Source organism: uncultured Parabacteroides sp. (genome assembly GCF_902493135.1).
Taxonomy (GTDB): domain Bacteria; phylum Bacteroidota; class Bacteroidia; order Bacteroidales; family Tannerellaceae; genus Parabacteroides.
This window is the reverse complement of the sequence record NZ_CABUOD010000042.1, coordinates 23,470-42,253: the sequence shown is the minus strand read 5'-3', so window position 1 is coordinate 42,253 and position 18,784 is coordinate 23,470. Positions and strand designations below refer to the sequence as shown.

The following is an 18,784-nucleotide window of genomic DNA, read 5'->3' as shown; positions in this document are numbered from 1 at the left end:
CCGTTTTCATTTTGACTCCCGTTTTGTCTGACGCTCAGATGAAGGAAGCGGTAGAAAAATTCACGAACATCCTGAAAGAACAGGGGGCTGAAATCGTGAACGAAGAAAATTGGGGTTTGCGCAAATTAGCTTATCCTATCGACAAGAAAACAACAGGCTTCTACCAGTTGGTTGAATTCAAAGCAAATCCGGAAACAATCGCTACATTGGAAGTCAATTTCCGTCGTGACGAACGTGTGATTCGCTTCCTGACTTTCCGCCAGGATAAATATGCGGCAGAATATGCAGCAAAGAGAAGAAGTTTGAAATCATCTAAAGAAACAGTAAAGGAGAATTAATCATGGCAGCAACTCAATCAGAAATCAGATATTTGACTCCGCCTTCAGTAGACGTTAAAAAGAAAAAATATTGCCGTTTCAAAAAGAACGGTATCAAGTATATCGATTACAAAGATCCTGAATTCTTGAAGAAATTCCTGAACGAACAGGGTAAGATTCTTCCGCGTCGTATCACGGGTACTTCTTTGAAATTCCAGCGTCGTATCGCTCAGGCTGTTAAAAGAGCTCGTCACTTGGCGTTGCTTCCTTACGTAACCGATTTAATGAAATAATAAAAGAGAGGAGACAGAATATGCAAGTTATTTTGAAAGAAGACGTAATCAACTTAGGTTACAAGGACGATATCGTAACAGTTAAAGACGGTTACGGACGTAACTTTCTAATCCCCACGGGTAAAGCAGTTATCGCATCTGAGTCTGCAAAGAAAGTATTGGCTGAAAACTTGAGACAACGTGCTCACAAGTTGGCTAAGATCAAAGAAGATGCTCAGGCTTTGGCTGCTAAGTTGGAAGGCGTTGCCTTGACAATCGGTGCTAAGACAAGTTCTACAGGTACAATCTTCGGTTCTGTAACGAACATCCAGGTTGCCGATGCTTTGGCAAAAGCCGGTTTCGAAGTAGATCGTAAGATTATCTATATCAAGGATTCTGTTAAGGAAGTCGGCAATTACAAAGCCATCCTGAAACTTCACAAAGAAGTATCGGTAGAAATTCCTTTTGAAGTAGTTTCTGAGTAAATCCCATACCGGATATATAAATAAAAAGGGCGGTTCCTTGCGAATTGCCCTTTTTTTATTTCAGATCAGCCCAGTTTTACTCGTCAAAAAGCATTACATTTGTCCCGAATTTGCAAGAAAATTTTAAAGTGGCAAAAAGTACTTTTCTATATATCAATTTGGTAATAGCCCTGTTTTTTGTTTTACCTGTTTTGCAGGCAAAGGAAAAGGCGTTTACGGTGGTGATCGATGCCGGGCATGGGGGAAAAGACCCCGGTGCGCGTGGCTCGTCCATCCATGAAAAGGCTATTAATCTGGCGGTAGCCCTCAAGCTCGGCAGCCTGATATCGGAAAAGCACAAGGATGTGAAAGTCATTTATACGCGTAAAACGGATGTCTTTATCGAGTTGGACGAGCGGGCGAACATCGCCAACCGGAATAAGGCGGACTTGTTCATCTCCATTCATACAAATGCGGTGAAGAGGGGCAGTTCGGTCACGGGAACGGAGACTTATACGTTAGGTTTGGCACGCACGGACGAGAATCTGGAAGTGGCCATGCGTGAGAACTCGGCTATCCTTTTGGAAGATAATTATCTGCAGAAATACGAAGGTTTCGATCCGACTTCTTCCGAATCGTATATTATTTTCGAATTTATGCAGAATAAGCATATGGAACAAAGTATTAGCCTGGCTTCGGAGGTGCAGAAATGCTTTGCTTCCGCCAAGCGTAATAACAGAGGGGTGCGGCAGGCGGGTTTCCTGGTGTTGCGTAAGACGAGTATGCCGAGTGTTCTTGTAGAATTAGGATATATTTCGAATCCGGCGGAAGAACGTTTCATGAAGACGAAGGAAGGGCAAAACAAGCTGGCAACCGCTATCTATAATGCTTTTACAAAATATAAGTGGGAATATGACCGCAAGCGCGGTGCGTTGGCGGGGAATGCAAATGTCGCTCCTCTATTGGAAGTCGTAGATAATATCGATGATAATCAATCGATTTCAGCACCTCCGGGAAGTGAAGAATATATTCGTCAAAAGAACAAGGTTAAGGAATCCGGTCGGAGCCGCGTGTCCAAGACGGAAGTCTCCGTGAAGCAGACGAACCCGGTTAAAAAGGGACAAACGATTTATAAAATACAAATACTTACCTCGGATAAAAAACTTTCTCCCGGTTCTAAATTGTTTAAAGGATATAAGAATGTCGATTGCTTTATCGAAAAAGGCATTTACAAGTACACGTATGGCGAGACGACGAGTTTCGATTCTATCCGCAAGTTGCGCCGGCAGGTAGCGAAAGATTTTAAAGACGCTTTTATAGTCGCCTTTAAGGATGGAAAGAAAGTGAAATATTGATAGTAACAGAATTTATATTATATACAGAGAAGAAATGAAAAATGTATTCACCAAAGAGGCAAAGATCGGACTTGTGTCTATAGTCAGTCTGGCGTTGCTATATTTAGGAATTAATTACTTGAAAGGGATCAATCTGTTTAAGCCGACAAACCATTATGTGGTGGCTTGTACGAATGTAAAGGGAGTGACGGTTTCGAGTCCTGTATTCGTAGAAGGCTTTAAGGTCGGTCTGGTGCGTGAGATCATTTATGACTATGATGCCGTCGATAAGATTTCGATCGATATCAGCCTGGAAGATCATATGAAGATCAACAAAGGCAGCTATATTACGATCGTGAACAGTTTCCTCGGTGGTGGTGAATTGCATATCCATCTGAACAAGTATGTAGACGACTATCTGAAACCCGGTGCCACGATCGAGGGGCGGATGGAGACGGACATGATGCAATCCGTCCAGGAAAAGATTCTTCCGCAGGTGGAGTTGTTGTTGCCGAAGATCGATTCGATCCTGGGCGGCTTGCAGACGCTGGTAAATCATCCGGCATTGGCCCAGTCCTTGAACAATATAGAGGCAACGACCAATAGCCTGGCTGTTTCTTCCCGCCAGCTCAACCGGATGCTGAGCAAGGATGTGCCGGGCATTATGAGTGATCTGAAGGTCATCACCGGAAACTTTGCCGATGTCAGCGCGGATTTGAAGAAGCTGGATCTGGCAACGACCGTGAATGCGGTGAATGCTACGTTGGATAATGTGGAGCAGATGACGCGCAAGTTGAACTCAAAGGATAATAGTATGGGGCTTCTGCTGAACGACCGAGCTCTTTATGATAACCTGAACAGTACGGCGGACAACGCATCCAAGCTTTTGCTCGATTTGAGGCAGAACCCCAAAAGGTATGTGCATTTTTCTGTATTTTAAGATAGCGTAAGATTTCTTGTACAAACCGTTTATTTAGAATTATTCCAATTAAACGAAAAAATATAAAATACAGGAGCTTGGCTTCTCTAAGGCCTTTAGATAGAGAAATATAACTGGATCGAAAGGCCTTTTTTGAGGTCGGTTGCCTGGAAATGCAAGGGGCTGAAGAATGCTCTTAAACAAAGGCTTTCTGTTGTTCTAATGTTTTAAAATGAAGATATTCAGATTGTTGGAATTAACTGCCTGACAATAAACAGGATATTGAACAATCAAAAGTTCCAAACAAAATGATACTTTTTTTTTCGGAATTAATTTCTAAACTTTGTAGTCGTAAAAGTAAAAATTGAAGTTGTAAGTATAGTTGGGAGAGTAAAAAATCATGCAGACTGAACATCAAACTTTGTGGAATAAATGCCTCGGAGTCATTAAGGACATCGTCCCTGAGGCCGCTTTTAACACATGGTTCAAACCTATCATACCATTATCATACGAGGATAATAAATTTACGATTCAAGTACCCAGCCAGTTCTTTTACGAGTATCTGGAAGAGAAGTATGTGAACGTATTGAAAGTTACGCTATATCGTGTGATAGGGCAGGGTACGATATTGAACTATCGTATCAAGGTCGTTGATAAGGTGAAAGAAGACGGCATGATTACTTTACCTACCGGTAATGACGCTCCCCGTACCGGCAAGAAGAGTGCGGATATCCCTTCTCTATTCGAATCTAAAGCCCGCCAGGACTGGGATTCGCATTTGAACCCTAAATACAACTTCGACAACTATTTTGAAGGAACAAGCAACCGGCTGGTCCGTTCTTCGAGCGAGGCTATCGCCCAGGAACCGGGAAAGACTTTTAACCCGATGTTCGTGTTCGGGGCATCCGGTGTGGGGAAGACCCATTTGTGCCATGCGATCGGTAACCGTATTCAGGAGATCCACCCGGAAAAGAAGGTGCTGTATATATCGGCCCATCTCTTTACCGTACAATACACGGAAGCTATCCGGAAAAATACGACAAACGACTTCATGTATTTCTATCAGGGCGTAGATGTGCTGATTCTGGATGATATCCAGGAACTGATCGGAAAAGATAAGACACAGAATACATTTTTTCATATATTCAATCACTTGCATCTTCTGGGTAAGCAATTGATCCTGACTTCCGATAAGGCGCCTGTCGATTTGCAGGGCATGGAGGAACGTTTGATTACCCGTTTGAAGTGGGGATTGACGGCAGAGTTGGATCGTCCTGATCTGGATTTGCGCAAGAAGATTCTAAAGAATAAGATCAGCCACGACGGAGTGGTGATTCCGGACGACGTGTTCAATTTTATTGCAAGCAACGTGACGGAGAACGTACGCGATGTGGAAGGCATCGTCGCGTCCTTGCTGGCCTATTCTACGGCGTTCAACCGGATGATCGACCTGCCTTTGACCAAACAGGTGGTGAGCCGTGTCGTAAAACTGGAGAAGAAACAGGTATCCGTGGAATCTATTCAGGATGTAGTCTGTAAATACTATAATCTGGAATTGGCCGCTATCCAGACCAACTCGCGCAAGCGGGAAATCGTGCAGGCACGTCAGGTTACGATGTACCTGGCGAAGAAGTACACCGACAGTTCCTTCTCCCATATCGGGAAGATCGTCGGGAAACGCGACCATGCAACCGTCCTTCATGCCTGCAAGACGGTAAAGGACCAGATCGAAACGAATAAATCTTTCCGCTCTTCGGTAGAAGAGATCGAGGCTTTGCTCAAAGCTTGATTCAATAGGATAATGATAGGAAGGGATGCACTCGCAGGTGGCGTCCTTTTTCTGCTTTTGGGAAAACCATGTTGTAGGGCAGGTTGTCTTTTTGGAAAACTTTTTGAATCGGAGGAAAAGGTAAGCTGTTGATAAATAGCCGGATTTGTAGAGGAAGAGGAAAACTTGTCAACAATATATATTTTCTTTGTTGAATAATTTGGCTAATCCGCAAACTATGCTTAAACTTGCACATCATTAAACTTAAAACAATCGTGAATCGTAAAACTTACACCTTCGATGAAGCGTTTAAGGCTTCACTGGACTACTTTACCGGCGACGAATTGGCCGCAAAAGTATGGGTAAATAAGTATGCCTTGAAGGATGCGTTCGGGAATATCTATGAAGAATCTCCCGTGGATATGCATCATCGTCTGGCCGGTGAAATTGCCCGTGTAGAAAAGAAGTATCCTAACCCGCTTTCGGAAGAGGAACTCTTTAACCTGTTTGATCATTTCCGTTACATCGTGCCTCAGGGAAGCCCGATGACGGGAATTGGCAATGATTTTCAAATTGCCTCACTCTCTAACTGTTTTGTAATCGGATTGGATGGAGATGCCGATTCATATGGTGCGATTATTCGAATTGATGAGGAACAAGTGCAGTTGATGAAACGTCGTGGCGGTGTTGGTCACGATTTATCACATATTCGTCCGAAAGGATCTCCTGTTAAGAACTCGGCGTTGACATCGACCGGATTGGTCCCTTTCATGGAACGTTATTCGAATTCCACCCGCGAAGTGGCGCAGGACGGCCGTCGTGGCGCCCTGATGCTGAGCGTTTCAATCAAGCATCCGGATTCGGAATCGTTTATCGATGCCAAGATGACGGAAGGGAAGGTGACGGGGGCTAACGTGTCGGTGAAGATCGATGACGAATTCATGCAGGCGGTAGTCGACGGGACCCCTTATAAACAACAATATCCGACCGACTCGTCAGAACCCACTAATGTGAAGGAAATCAACGCGGCCGAACTTTGGAAGAAAATCATTCATAATGCATGGAAGTCGGCTGAACCGGGCGTGCTTTTCTGGGATACGATCCTGAAAGAGTCGGTGCCCGATTCGTATGCGGATCTCGGATTCCGTACGGTTTCGACCAACCCCTGCGGTGAGATTCCTTTGTGCCCGTACGATAGCTGCCGCCTGTTGGCGATCAACTTATATTCGTATGTTGTCAATCCTTTCACGAAAGAGGCCTATTTCGATTTCGACTTGTTCCGGAAGCATGTTATCCTGGCACAACGCATCATGGACGATATCATCGATCTGGAATCGGAAAAGATTGAAAAGATTCTGGAGAAGATCGATGCCGATCCCGAATCATTGGAAGTAAAACAGAGCGAACGCCACCTGTGGGAGAAGATCCAGAAGAAGACTTTGCAAGGACGTCGTACCGGTGTGGGCATCACCGCCGAAGGCGATATGATTGCCGCCTTGGGATTGCGCTACGGCACGGAAGAAGCGACAGACTTTGCCGAAAAGGTACAAAAGATGTTGGCTCTGGCTGCCTACCGTTCTTCAGTGGAAATGGCCAAGGAGCGGGGGGCATTCGATATCTACGATGCAAAGCGAGAAGAGAAGAACCCGTTTATCAACCGTCTGCGTGAAGCCGATCCGGAACTGTATGACGACATGGTGAAATACGGCCGCCGTAATATCGCCTGTCTGACCATCGCACCGACCGGAACGACCAGCTTGATGACACAGACCACTTCGGGCATCGAGCCGGTGTTCCTGCCCGTGTACCGCCGCCGCCGCAAGGTGAACCCGAACGATGCGGAAGCGCGTGTTGACTTTGTCGACGAGACAGGTGACGCATTCGAGGAGTATATCGTATTCCATCATAAGTTCGTAACCTGGATGTTGGCTAACGGCTTCTCCGCTTCCAAGAAATATACGCAGGAAGAAGTGGAGGAACTGGTTGCCAAGTCTCCTTACTATAAAGCGACTTCAAACGATGTAGACTGGTTGCAGAAAGTCCGTATGCAGGGACGTATCCAGAAATGGGTGGACCACTCCATCAGCGTGACGATCAACCTGCCGGCCGATGTGACGGAAGACCTTGTGAACACTTTGTATGTGGAAGCCTGGAAGTGCGGTTGCAAGGGATGTACGGTCTATCGCGACGGTTCCCGTTCGGGCGTATTGTTGTCTACGGATAACAAGAAGAAGAAAAAGGAGGATTGCAATTGCATGGAGCCGCCGGTTATCGTGGCTACCCGCCCGCGCGAACTGGAAGCCGATGTGGTGAAATTCCAGAACAACCGTGAGAAGTGGATCGCATTTGTCGGCTTGCTGAATGGCCGCCCGTACGAGATCTTTACCGGTCTTGCCGACGACGACGAAGGCATCATGTTGCCGAAGAACGTTTCGAAGGGCAGCATCATCAAGAGCTACGACGAGGACGGCAAGAAGCACTACGACTTCCAGTTCAAGAACAAGCGCGGCTATAAGATGACGATCGAAGGTTTGGACGGCAAGTTCAATCCGGAGTTCTGGAACTATGCCAAGTTGATCTCCGGCGTCTTGCGCTACGGCATGCCGATCGACCAGGTGATCAAGCTCGTCCAGGGCATGGAACTGAATAACGAATCTATCAACACCTGGAAGAACGGTGTGGAACGCGCTTTGAAGAAATACCTGCCGAACGGTATGGAGGCAAAAGGACAGAAATGCCCGAATTGCGGACATGAAACGCTTGTCTACCAAGAAGGATGTCTGATCTGTACCAATTGCGGCGCTTCAAGATGCGGATGAAAAGATTTTTGATTTATGATTTATGATTTATCATTGACGCTAAATGATAAATCATAAATCGTGAATAACACCCCATGAATCATAAATCATAAATTCATAGAAATGAAAGTCACCTTTAATATCAACTTCCATACCGTTTGGGGGCAGAAGTTATGTGTTGTAGGGTCGATTCCTGAGCTGGGTTCCTGGGAGCCGGCTTTGGCAAAGGAAATGAGTTATAAGGGAGATGGGAACTGGCAGCTCGAGCTGGAAGTGACCTCTCCTGTCAAGGATATAGAATACAGATATTTCCTGAGTGTAAACGATAAGCAGATATTCGAGGAGTGGGAAAAGAACCACCAGGTATTCTTTATCGGGCAGGCAGATCGATATACGCTATATGATTATTGGCAGGTTCGTCCTGCCAATATAGCTTTTTATTCCTCTGCATTTACCAAAAGTCTGTTCGCCCATCCGTGCAATACGCACGAACGGGTGGTGAAGAGCGGCAAGAGGCTTACGATCAAGATCTCCGTCCCGCGTGTCGAAAAGAACCAGCGCGTGGCTATCACCGGCAATCAGGAATGCCTGGGCGACTGGCATCCCGATAAAGCGTTGGTGTTGAGTTGCGACACCTTCCCGGTCTGGCATATAGACCTGGATGCCAACGAGATCACCTATCCGTTGGAATATAAGTTCCTGATCTGCGACGACCAGCAACAACCTCTATATTGGGAAGAAGATGAGAACCGTGTCTTGAACCTGCCTCCGCAACAGGCGGGCGAGACGGCGATCGTCTCGGGCCTTTATTTCCGCGATAACCTGCCCTTGTGGCGGTGTGCCGGTTCGGTGATCCCGGTCTTTTCCTTACGTTCGGAAAAGAGCTTCGGAGTCGGCGACCTGGGGGATTTGCGCATGATGGTGGATTGGGCCAAGAAAACGCACCAACGTGTCATCCAGGTGCTCCCGGTGAACGACACGACGACGACGCATACCCGTTCCGATTCGTATCCTTATAGCGCGATTTCGATTTATGCCCTTCATCCGATGTATATCAGCCTGCCCGATCTGGGAGAACTGGCTGATTCGGAAAAGGCCGCCTTTTTTGCCCGCAAACAGGCCGAGTTGAACAAACTCGATGCCGTCGATTACGAGCAGGCGGTCCGGTATAAACTGGAATATTGCCGGGAATACTTCAGGCAGGAAGGGGAAGCGATCCTCTCCACCCCCGGATATCAGGAGTTCTGCGAGCAGAACGAGCCTTGGCTGATGCCTTACGCCGCCTATTGCTACCTGCGTGACACGTACCGGACTTCCGACTTTACCCAATGGAAGGAAAACTCCGTATTCGACAAGAACAGCATCCGTGAACTTTGTTCCCCGACGGGCAAGGCATACCCGGAAATCTCTTTCATCTATTTCCTGCAATACGTCCTGCATACCCAGTTTAAGGGCGTTTCCGATTATGCCCGCAAGAACGGGATCGTGCTGAAAGGCGATTTGCCTATAGGAGTGAACCGTACGAGTGTCGAGGCGTGGATGGAACCGAAATACTTCAATATGAACGGACAGGCAGGCGCTCCGCCCGATGATTTCTCCGTGAACGGCCAGAACTGGGGATTCCCGACCTATAATTGGGAGAGGATGGAGAAAGATGATTTCTCCTGGTGGAAGAAACGTTTCCGCAAGCTGGAAGACTATTTCGATTGCTTCCGTATCGATCATATCTTAGGCTTTTTCCGTATCTGGGAAGTGCCGTTGGATTATGTCCAGGGACTTTGCGGACATTTCAATCCGGCTTTGCCGCTTACCCCGAACGAGATCGAACAGTATGGCCTGAGTTTCAATGAAGCCCGGCTTACCACCCCGCATATCAACCGCGAGTTTCTGCCCGAACTGTTTGGCGACCAGACCGAGGAGGTGATCGGCGCGTTCCTGGCCCAGTCGTCCTCCCGCCATTTCGTGTTGAAACCCTTCTGCGATACGCAACGCAAGGTGGAAGCGCTGTTTGCCGGAAAGACGGACGAGGCGTCTCTTCGGATCAAGAAAGGGCTGTTTGCCATCGCGAATGAAGTGCTGTTCCTGCGCGATCCGCGTGAGCCGGATAAGTTCCACCCGCGCATCTCGGCCAGCCAGTCCTATCTGTATCGCGAGTTGAACGCTTCCGACCGATATGCTTTCGACCAGCTGTATTGGAACTTCTTCTATCACCGCCATAACGAGTTCTGGAAGGCGCAAGCCTTTAGCCGCCTGACTCCGCTGATAGGCAGCACGAACATGCTGGTATGCGGCGAAGACTTGGGGATGATTCCGGAGTCCGTGCCCGACGTGATGAACAAGTTGCAGATATTCAGCCTGGAAATAGAACGTATGCCCAAGACTCCGCAACGCGAGTTCACGGACCTGCATAACCTGCCTTATCATTCGGTCTGTACGACATCGACCCACGATATGACGCCGCTTCGCAGCTGGTGGAAAGAGGACCGCGCCAAGACGCAACGTTATTACAACGATGTGCTTGGACAGGCCGGAGAGGCGCCGGAGGAATGTACGGCCGACTTGGCGGCACGGATCGTTTCCAACCATCTGGCAACCGCTTCGATGCTGGCCGTTATCCCCCTGCAGGACTGGTTCGCAATGGACGATTCCGTCAAGCGGAGAGATTGCGAGGCGGAACGCATCAACATCCCGTCCGATTCGGACAACTACTGGCGCTACAGGATGCACATCCCGTTGGAGAAACTGATCGAGGCAGATAGCCTGAACAACAAGATCACGGAAATGATTAAGGATTCAGGAAGAAAATAGAAGGAGGAACCCCTCTCCTTAAAAATCTTTCAGGCACGGATGCCATGTGGTGTGTCATCCGTGCCTGATTCATGTCGATTGATAAGCCCGGTTTTATTTGGCTATGCTTTTTTCTCCTGACATCTTGCAGACCCCGTTGAAGCGGGCGTTCGGTTCGATCTCCAGGGTTTGGGCGAATATGTCGCCTTGGATGACGGCGGTCGCTTTCAGGACAAGTTTGGCGCTGACCTGCACGGAGCCTTCCACTTCCCCCAATATTTCGGCATTGGCGGAAACGATGTTTCCCGTCACGTTCCCTTTCGGGCCGATTACGATCTTGCCGCTACAATTTACGTTTCCTTCGATTTTTCCATCCAGGCGGAAGTCTGTTTCCGTCACAATGTCGCCTTTAACGGTCGTGCCGGCGGCGAGGGTGTTATGCAGGCCGCCATTCGTGTTTTCTTCTTTTTGCTTTATTCCCATCATATTTCGTATTGTTTGTTAGAGACGCACGGCCGTACGTCTCTGCATATCGCAAATATAAGACTATTTTTTGGCAGAAAGGTTTACTTTATTTACATTTACAGATAAAATAACGAATTATGACAACAAAGATAGTACTGGAGGAAATGAGATTCTATGCCTACCACGGTGTAATGCCGCAGGAGACGAAGGTGGGGAACAATTTCGTTGTGAATCTGACCCTTACGGCTCCGTTGGAACAGGCCGTGAAGAGTGACGAACTGGACGATACGATCGACTATGCCGCCGTCTATGCGGTTGTAAAAGAGCAGATGGATATCCCTTCCAGGCTGATCGAACATGCGGCGGGACGGATTGTGTATGCCCTGAAAGAACGCTTCCCTGAGTTGACCGGTATCGAATTGAAATTTAGTAAGTTAAACCCTCCTTTCGGAGGCGATGTCCATAGCGCGTCGATCCTTCTTGGCGAGACGTTTCTACCACCTTATCGTGACAAATGACAATATTACAATTAGTTTGAAAGAGAATTTATCTTATAGTAAAATAGTATTATATATATATTATATATATAATACTATTTCTATAGGGAGGGGATTATGTCTTTTCCGTTATTGTAATATTGTAATATTGTAATATTGTCATTTGTCACGATAACAAGGAAAACATAGCTTTCTGTGCATGAAAACTATGTTTTGTATGAGGCAAAGCATAGTTTAACAAATATTCACTGCTTAGTGGGCCTCGTTTTTTTGCGAGAGGGGCTATGCGATGTATCTTTGTGCCATATAAAGCACAAATAATATAATTCACCATGGCATTTACCAACAACGTAATGATTGTCCGCCACGGATTGCTGGCGAAGTTAGTGAAACTTTGGAAGGAAAACCGTCTGCTCGAAGAGATAGACCGGTTGCCTATCGAGTTGAGTCCCCGTAAGTCTAAGGTCATCGGCCGTTGCTGTGTGCACAAGGAGCGGGCCGTGTGGAAATACAAGACATTGCCGTTGCTCGGATTCGATATGCAGGACGAGGTGGACGAGCTGACCCCTCTGTCCGAATATGCCAAACAAGCCCTGCTCCGTTCGGAAAACAAGAAGGAGAACCTGATGTGCGTGGTGGATGAAGCCTGTTCGTCCTGCGTGCAGGTGAACTATGAGATTACGAACCTTTGCCGTGGCTGCGTAGCACGCAGTTGCTACATGAACTGCCCGAAAGACGCGATCCGCTTCAAGAAGAACGGGCAGGCGGAGATCGACCACGACACCTGCATCAGTTGCGGCAAATGCCACCAGAACTGCCCCTATCATGCCATCGTGTATATCCCGATCCCTTGCGAGGAGGTCTGTCCGGTGAAGGCGATCAGCAAGGACGAGTACGGGGTGGAACATATCGACGAGTCCAAATGTATCTATTGCGGCAAATGCGTGAACGCCTGTCCTTTCGGAGCGATCTTCGAGATATCGCAGGTGTTCGATATCCTGCAACGCCTGCGCAACAAGGAACCGATGGTGGCCATTGTCGCCCCGTCCATCCTGGCCCAGTTTTCGGCTCCGGTCGAGAAGGTCTACGGCGCCATCAAGTCGCTGGGCTTCCTCGAAGTCGTCGAGGTGGCGCAAGGTGCGATGGAGACGACCCGCCGTGAAGCCGAAGAGCTGAAGGAAAAGTTGGCGGAAGGCCAGCCCTTCATGACGACCAGTTGTTGTCCTTCCTATATCCAGCTTGCCGAGAAGCATATCCCGGACTTGAAGAAATATATTTCGACTACCGGTTCGCCCATGTACTACACCGCCCGGATCGTGAAGGAGAAATATCCGGATGCCAAGATCGTGTTCGTCGGCCCGTGCGTGGCGAAGCGGAAAGAGGTGAAGATGGACCCGTGTGTGGACTTCACGCTCACGTTCGAAGAGGTCGGTTCCGTGCTGGCCGGTATGGAGATCAAGATCGAGGAGGCGCAGCCGTTCTCCGTTTTGCGTAACTCCGTACGTGAGGCGCATGGATTTGCGCAAGCAGGCGGTGTGATCAATGCGGTGAAGGTCTACTTGAAAGAAGACCAGGATGCCAGCTTGAATACGATCCAGGTGGCCAACCTGACGAAGAAGAACGTCGCCCTGCTACGTGCCTACGCCAAGACGGGCAAGGCTCCGGGACAATTCATCGAGGTGATGGCCTGCGAAGGCGGTTGTGTGACAGGCCCGTGCGTGCATGGCGACAGGGCTTCCGGGCAGAAGCAGTTGCTTAAAGAGCTTACCAGATACTAAGCGCATACCTTCACGGCCGGCATTCCCGAAGCCGCCGGGACAGACGGGGACAAGCTGAACCATTGGCTCGTGTCTGCTTATTTGGTGGGAGAAGAATAAAATAATTTAAATTATAGTATTATCATGGAATCATTGTTGCCTTTCTTTCTATTATGCTTTACCTCGTTCTTTACGTTAACGAATCCGTTGGGCACGATGCCTGTCTTCCTGACCATGACGAATGGCATGAGTGAGGAGCAGCGCCGTGTCATTGTCCGCCGCGCCACGATCGTGTCGTTTATGACGTTGATGGTTTTCACGTTCTCCGGCCAGTTCCTGTTCAAGTTCTTCGGTATTTCGACCAACGGGTTCCGCATTGCGGGCGGCATCATCATCTTCACGATCGGCTTCGACATGTTGCAGGCACGCTATGCGAAAGCCAAGCTGAAAGAAGAGGAGGTGAAGACGTATGTGAACGATATTTCCATTACGCCCCTTGCCATCCCGATGCTTTGCGGTCCCGGTGCGATCGCCAATGCCCTGATGCTGATGGACGATGCCGTGACATTGGCAAAGAAGTGCATCCTGATCGGGACGATCGGCTTGATCTATTTCATCACCTACCTGATCCTCCGCGCCTCCACCCGTCTGAACCGCTATATGGGCGAGACGGGCAATAACGTCATGATGCGCCTGATGGGATTGATCCTGATGGTGATCGCCGTGGAGTGTTTCGTGAGCGGTTTCAAGCCGATCATGATCGACATTTTGCAACACTCGAACCTGTAAAATGTTGTTTTTATATCTGTCCGTACTTGTCCGTTTGCCTGCAAAATTCTCTCTGTTCATAGTTCCGTAAATCTCTTTTTCCCCTGTAAATAGAACGCTAAGATCAGGCTTCCTTTTCGCAGCTCCGGAATGTCGGAAAGTTTTGTTTTGGCGAGATTCTCACGGCGGACCGGTTCGTAAGACGGTCTTAGCTCGTGGAACGCCTTCCGGGCCTCATACACCGCGCGGGCGTTCGGGGAATGGCCGGTCAGCAGAAACTTGGCTGCGGCAATATAGTCCAGCCAGAAACGTGCACGCATCACGTGCTTCAAATCCTTTTCCGGCAAATTCTTATATAGCATCAGCAGGTTGTTACGGAAGTTGAGGAATGTCTTGCGCGGACTCTCGACATTCAGCGTCGCGCCTCCCACGTGGTACACGACCGACGACGGCGTACAGACCAGCCGGTAGCCGCGCGAACGTAGCCGCCAGCACATATCGATCTCTTCCTGGTGGGCAAAGAACCCGGCATCGAGGCCGCCCACCTCTTTGTAAGTGGCCGTACGGACGAACAGGCAGGCGCCCGTGGCCCAGAGCAGGTCGGCAGGCGTGTCATATTGTCCGGCGTCTTTCTCGACGACGTGCAGGACGCGTCCGCGGCAGTACGGATAGCCGTACCGGTCCATATATCCCCCTGCCGCTCCGGCATACTCGAAATATTCCTTGTTCCGTTGGGCGCGTATCTTGGGCTGGACCCCGGCTATGCTCCTGTCGGCATCCATCGCGGCGACGGGGGCATCCAGCCATCCCGGAGTGACTTCGACATCGCTGTTGAGCAGAACCGTGTATTCGTGTCCGATGTGCTTCAATGCCTGGTTATATCCCTCGGCAAAGCCGTAGTTCTTATCCAGCCGGATGATGCCGACCGTCGGGAACTTTGTCTTCAGCATCTCGATGGAATCGTCCGTTGAGCCGTTGTCGGCAACGATTACATCCGCCCGTTCGCCGGGCGTGTAAGCGACGACGGAGGGCAGGAACTCCTCCATCAGCGCCCGGCCGTTCCAGTTCAGGATAACGACGGCAAGACGTTTGAATTGACGATTCGTGTTTGTTTCCATATCGTACCTTCTTTTTTGATGTTGTTGCTAATTGTCGATTGTCAATTATGCATTGTCAACTCTCTTATGTTTCCATCTCTTATGCGTCCAAAGCCAGCCGGCCGGATTGCGAAGGATGCATTTTTCCATCAGGCGGGCATATTGTTCGGTGATCCAGTTTTCGGGAGTCTCTTTGGGAGTCTCGGTCACCAGTTTCATGTCTACGGTATAGTAGCCGCGTTTCACTTGCTTCGTGTCGAGGAAGATGACAGGCAAATCCAGTTTGCGGGCCAGGCGTTCGGGGCCGGTCAGGATGGAGGAATCCTGGTTCAGGAAGTTCGTCCAGTAGTGCAGGTTGTTACGGCTCGGCGTCTGGTCGGCGATAAAGATCACGACACAACGGGTTTTGTTTTTCTTCAGGGTGATGACATCGCGCACGGTGTCTTGTTTTTTGATCCCGAAGGAGCCGAATTTCGTGCGCAGGTTGATGAACAGGCGGTCGAAAGCCTGGTTGTTGAGGGGGCGGTATATCTGGTAGATGCGGGAGTCCTTGAAACGGGAGGTCGAGCCGGAAAACCATTCCCAGTTGCCGTAATGTCCCATCAGGAGGATGAAACAGGTGTGCCCTTTCTCCATCAGCTTGTCTACCAGTTCGGGGTTTTTCAGGAAAGCCCGGCGTTGCAACTCTTCGAGGGAGATGTGGGCGAGCTTGATCGTCTCGACCACGTAGTCGGTGAAATGGTGGTAGAACTCGCGTTCCAGCCGGCGCAACTCCGTCTCCGATTTATCGGGGAAAGAGGCTTTCATGTTTTGCCTGACGACCTTCACCCTGTATCTGGCGACCTTATAGACCAGCCCATAGAGGATATCCGATAATATATAAAGCGCCCACATCGGCAATAAGGCATGAACTTTTACCCAGCTATAGATAAGCGCATATTGTATTTTATTCCACATATTCTATAATCTTTACTACTAACGCCGTTTTGTCCTCGTTCCAACCTTCCAGTATGACCTGCCGGGTTTCGTTGACCAACGAGTGGTCGTACGGGATCTCTACCTTGATATAATTCTCCGTGAAGCCGTGCATCATGCCTCCTTTGCGGGTTTGTTCAAACAAAACGTCGGCTTTTTGCCCGATATGCGCTTCATAGAAAGCATGGAGCTTGCGGTCCGATATGTCCAGCAATTGCTGGCTACGGGCGTGCTTGGTCTTCGGGTCGACTACATGGTCGATTTTGAGCGCCTGCGTACCCGGCCGTTCCGAATAGCTGAACACATGCAGCTGGCTGATGTCCAGGCTTTCGATAAAGGTGCGGGCCTCCTCGAAACAGGTATCCGTCTCGCCTCGCGTACCGACGATCACATCGACGCCGATAAAGGCGTGTGGCATGACCTCCTTGATCTTTTCGATCTTATGCCGGAACAGGGCCGTGTCGTAACGGCGGCGCATCAGTTTCAGCACCTCGTCGCTCCCGCTTTGCAACGGGATATGGAAATGAGGGGCGAAACGTTTGCTCCGTGCCACGAAATCGATCGCTTCGTCCGTGATCAGGTTCGGTTCGATGGAGGAGATGCGGTAACGCACGATCCCTTCCACCTCGTCGAGGGCGCGGATCAGGTCGATAAACGTCTCCCCGGTGCTCTTCCCGAAGTCGCCGATGTTGACGCCTGTCAGCACGATCTCTTTTCCCCCACCCGCGGCAACCTCTTCGGCCTGCTTCACCATGCTGGCGATCGTCCCGTTGCGGCTACGTCCGCGGGCGAACGGGATGGTGCAATAGGAACAGAAATAATCGCATCCGTCCTGCACTTTCAGGAAATGGCGCGTACGGTCGTCCGCCGAACAGGAAGGGGAGAAGGTGCGGATATCTTTCGTTTGGGAAGCGATGACGGCGCCTCCCTCTTCTTTCTTTTTCAGATCGTCTAAATACATGAGTATGTCCAGCTTCTGCTCGGCGCCCAACACGAGGTCGACCCCTTCGATGTGCGAAACCTCTTCCGGCTTCAACTGGGCGTAGCAGCCGGTCACGACGATGAACGCTCCCGCATGCTGCTTGCTGATCCGGCGGATCGCCTGGCGGCATTTCTTGTCGGCAAGTTCTGTCACAGAGCAGGTGTTGACAACGCAAATATCGGCCTTTTCACCCGGACGCGCTTTGCGTACGCCCTGTTCGGCAAGGACTTTCCCTATGGTCGAAGTTTCGGCGAAGTTCAACTTGCATCCTAAGGTGTAGTATGCGGCTATCTTATTCTCAAAAACAGTCTTATCAATCATTGTCATTTAATTATCGCGCAAATTTAGCGAAAATGTTTGGACATAGCATATTCTTATCGTTTATTGTGGAACCGGTAGCCTATCCCTAACATCAAGTTGTTGGGATCTTTGAATTTGCTCAATTGGTAGCCTACGTGCAGGAACAGGTTGCGGGTGACGGATGTCTTCAACGCCAGGATTTGGTACATTCCTTGTGTGTCGGTGCATTTGTGGTAAACGTTGTAGCCTATGCCTACGTTGATCGTGAAGATCGGCATGACCAGTTCGCCCCGTGCGGATAGCCCGATAGCCAGTTGTTCCTTGAACGGCGGACGGTAAAACCGGTGTTCGGCTTCGTAGGTATAATCGGCTTCGTGTTCCTTGAGGTTCGCACTTTCGTCAAATTGCACGTCGAGCGATGCCCCGGCACGGAAATATTTGTGGAAGTTGTACATGGGATTGAAATTGAATCCCAATACGCCGAACGATCCGGGAGCGAGGTAGGATTCATCGGGCTTGATGACCCCTTTCCGTTTCGAGGCGCCGTATAAGACGATGTCATAGCTGATGTGCGGTTGGATGTGCTGGGTGGTCGGCCTGCCGGACATCACCGCCCCGGCATTTTCTCCGAAGGTGTGCACCAAGCCTATCCTGCCTCCGACGGTATTGACGCCTGCATTGGGGTACTGGGTGTTCCCGTTGGAGAAATGGCTCAGGTCGATGCCTGCCGTCAGCCGCCATCCCGTCGCCAGTTGCCAGTCCAGCAGGAATCCCAAATTGATATAAGCATTGATCTTCGACCCCACGACATAATTGTAGGCGTTGGTCTCCGGATGATATTTCTCCCATCCGAAGGAAGCCCCGAAGTTCCATTCGTAGTCCAGCGACAGGCGGGGGGAGAGTCGGGCTATGCGCGACCCCTGGAAGGCGTATATCGAAACCGGAGTCCCGATCTCGGCCTTGTCAAAGAAAGAATGGTAGGAGACGCCGATCCCCTGGTATGTGTGGGGGTATAATTTCCCGTTACGCGATTCCGGATGAAACCGGAAGGAGTATTTCAGGTGTGCCGATACGGACTTGCGCAAGGGGTGCTGCGATGCGTTGTCGCCTGCAAAGAACTCATTGGTGGGGATGAGGTAGACGGGGCGGAAGTCGATGCCGACCTCGTGCGTGAGCGGATGGCAGGACAGGGAGTCGGTTGTTCCTGTCCCCTGTGCACATATACGGGTGTAGCCCGGTAAACACATTCCTATTATTATAAAAATTTTCAAATTCATGTTGTTG

16 protein-coding genes are annotated in these 18,784 nt (G+C 49.5%); 11 read left to right on the top strand and 5 right to left on the bottom strand.

Translation table 11 applies throughout. From position 1 onward, the window contains the following. The 8 genes from rpsF to RDN79_RS15750 all read left to right on the top strand — a co-directional run. Positions 1-338, top strand: a 338-nt coding sequence (gene rpsF / locus RDN79_RS15785; protein WP_302461495.1) for a 30S ribosomal protein S6, incomplete at its 5' end; no start/stop codon positions are given. Positions 339-340: 2 nt separating this feature from the next. Beyond that, positions 341-610: a 30S ribosomal protein S18 gene (rpsR, locus tag RDN79_RS15780; protein ID WP_007654155.1), complete on the top strand. Its 270-nt coding sequence runs from the start codon at positions 341-343 to the stop codon at positions 608-610. A gap of 20 nt (positions 611-630) precedes the next feature. Next, positions 631-1,074, top strand: coding sequence for a 50S ribosomal protein L9 (rplI, locus tag RDN79_RS15775; protein ID WP_298547503.1), 444 nt, complete (start codon positions 631-633; stop codon positions 1,072-1,074). Positions 1,075-1,202: 128 nt separating this feature from the next. Continuing rightward, entirely contained in the window at positions 1,203-2,408 is a 1,206-nt protein-coding gene (locus tag RDN79_RS15770; protein ID WP_298547500.1) for an N-acetylmuramoyl-L-alanine amidase, read from the top strand. A 34-nt stretch (positions 2,409-2,442) separates the two neighbouring features. Beyond that, positions 2,443-3,327, top strand: coding sequence for an MlaD family protein (locus RDN79_RS15765; protein WP_298547497.1), 885 nt, complete (start codon positions 2,443-2,445; stop codon positions 3,325-3,327). A gap of 379 nt (positions 3,328-3,706) precedes the next feature. Continuing rightward, complete coding sequence (dnaA, locus tag RDN79_RS15760; RefSeq protein ID WP_298547494.1) at positions 3,707-5,095, top strand: chromosomal replication initiator protein DnaA; 1,389 nt, start codon at positions 3,707-3,709, stop codon at positions 5,093-5,095. Between the two features lie 254 nt (positions 5,096-5,349). Further along, a complete protein-coding gene (locus RDN79_RS15755) occupies positions 5,350-7,893 on the top strand; it encodes an adenosylcobalamin-dependent ribonucleoside-diphosphate reductase (RefSeq protein WP_298547492.1) in 2,544 nt (847 codons plus the stop codon). 102 nt (positions 7,894-7,995) lie between these two features. After that, positions 7,996-10,680, top strand: a complete 2,685-nt coding sequence (locus RDN79_RS15750) for a 4-alpha-glucanotransferase (RefSeq protein ID WP_298547490.1) — start codon at positions 7,996-7,998, stop codon at positions 10,678-10,680. Positions 10,681-10,773: 93 nt separating this feature from the next. Here RDN79_RS15750 and RDN79_RS15745 read toward each other — a convergent pair whose 3' ends face one another. Continuing rightward, positions 10,774-11,145, bottom strand: a complete 372-nt coding sequence (locus tag RDN79_RS15745; RefSeq protein ID WP_374044522.1) for a polymer-forming cytoskeletal protein — start codon at positions 11,143-11,145, stop codon at positions 10,774-10,776. 116 nt (positions 11,146-11,261) lie between these two features. On the opposite strand from RDN79_RS15745, the gene folB reads away from it, so the two are divergent. The 3 genes from folB to RDN79_RS15730 all read left to right on the top strand — a co-directional run bounded on the left by folB (position 11,262) and on the right by RDN79_RS15730 (position 14,167). Then, a complete protein-coding gene (gene folB / locus RDN79_RS15740) occupies positions 11,262-11,642 on the top strand; it encodes a dihydroneopterin aldolase (RefSeq protein WP_298547488.1) in 381 nt (126 codons plus the stop codon). 311 nt (positions 11,643-11,953) lie between these two features. After that, positions 11,954-13,399 (top strand): monomeric [FeFe] hydrogenase, encoded by a 1,446-nt coding sequence (locus RDN79_RS15735; protein WP_298547486.1) that lies wholly within the window; start codon positions 11,954-11,956, stop codon positions 13,397-13,399. A gap of 123 nt (positions 13,400-13,522) precedes the next feature. Continuing rightward, positions 13,523-14,167: a MarC family protein gene (locus RDN79_RS15730; RefSeq protein ID WP_298547485.1), complete on the top strand. Its 645-nt coding sequence runs from the start codon at positions 13,523-13,525 to the stop codon at positions 14,165-14,167. A gap of 56 nt (positions 14,168-14,223) precedes the next feature. On the opposite strand, the gene RDN79_RS15725 is transcribed toward RDN79_RS15730, so the two are convergent. The 4 genes from RDN79_RS15725 to RDN79_RS15710 are packed head-to-tail and all read right to left on the bottom strand — an operon-like array spanning position 14,224 to position 18,777. Beyond that, the gene (locus RDN79_RS15725; RefSeq protein WP_298547483.1) at positions 14,224-15,264 is read right to left on the bottom strand and encodes a glycosyltransferase family 2 protein; all 1,041 of its coding nucleotides are present in this window, start codon (positions 15,262-15,264) and stop codon (positions 14,224-14,226) included. A 45-nt stretch (positions 15,265-15,309) separates the two neighbouring features. Beyond that, positions 15,310-16,200, bottom strand: coding sequence for a lysophospholipid acyltransferase family protein (locus RDN79_RS15720; protein WP_298547481.1), 891 nt, complete (start codon positions 16,198-16,200; stop codon positions 15,310-15,312). Next, entirely contained in the window at positions 16,190-17,521 is a 1,332-nt protein-coding gene (gene mtaB, locus RDN79_RS15715) for a tRNA (N(6)-L-threonylcarbamoyladenosine(37)-C(2))-methylthiotransferase MtaB (protein WP_298547479.1), read from the bottom strand. Before mtaB ends, RDN79_RS15720 begins: the two co-directional genes overlap by 11 nt. A 53-nt stretch (positions 17,522-17,574) precedes the next feature. After that, positions 17,575-18,777, bottom strand: coding sequence for an acyloxyacyl hydrolase (locus RDN79_RS15710; protein ID WP_298547477.1), 1,203 nt, complete (start codon positions 18,775-18,777; stop codon positions 17,575-17,577). Positions 18,778-18,784: the final 7 nt, after the last annotated feature.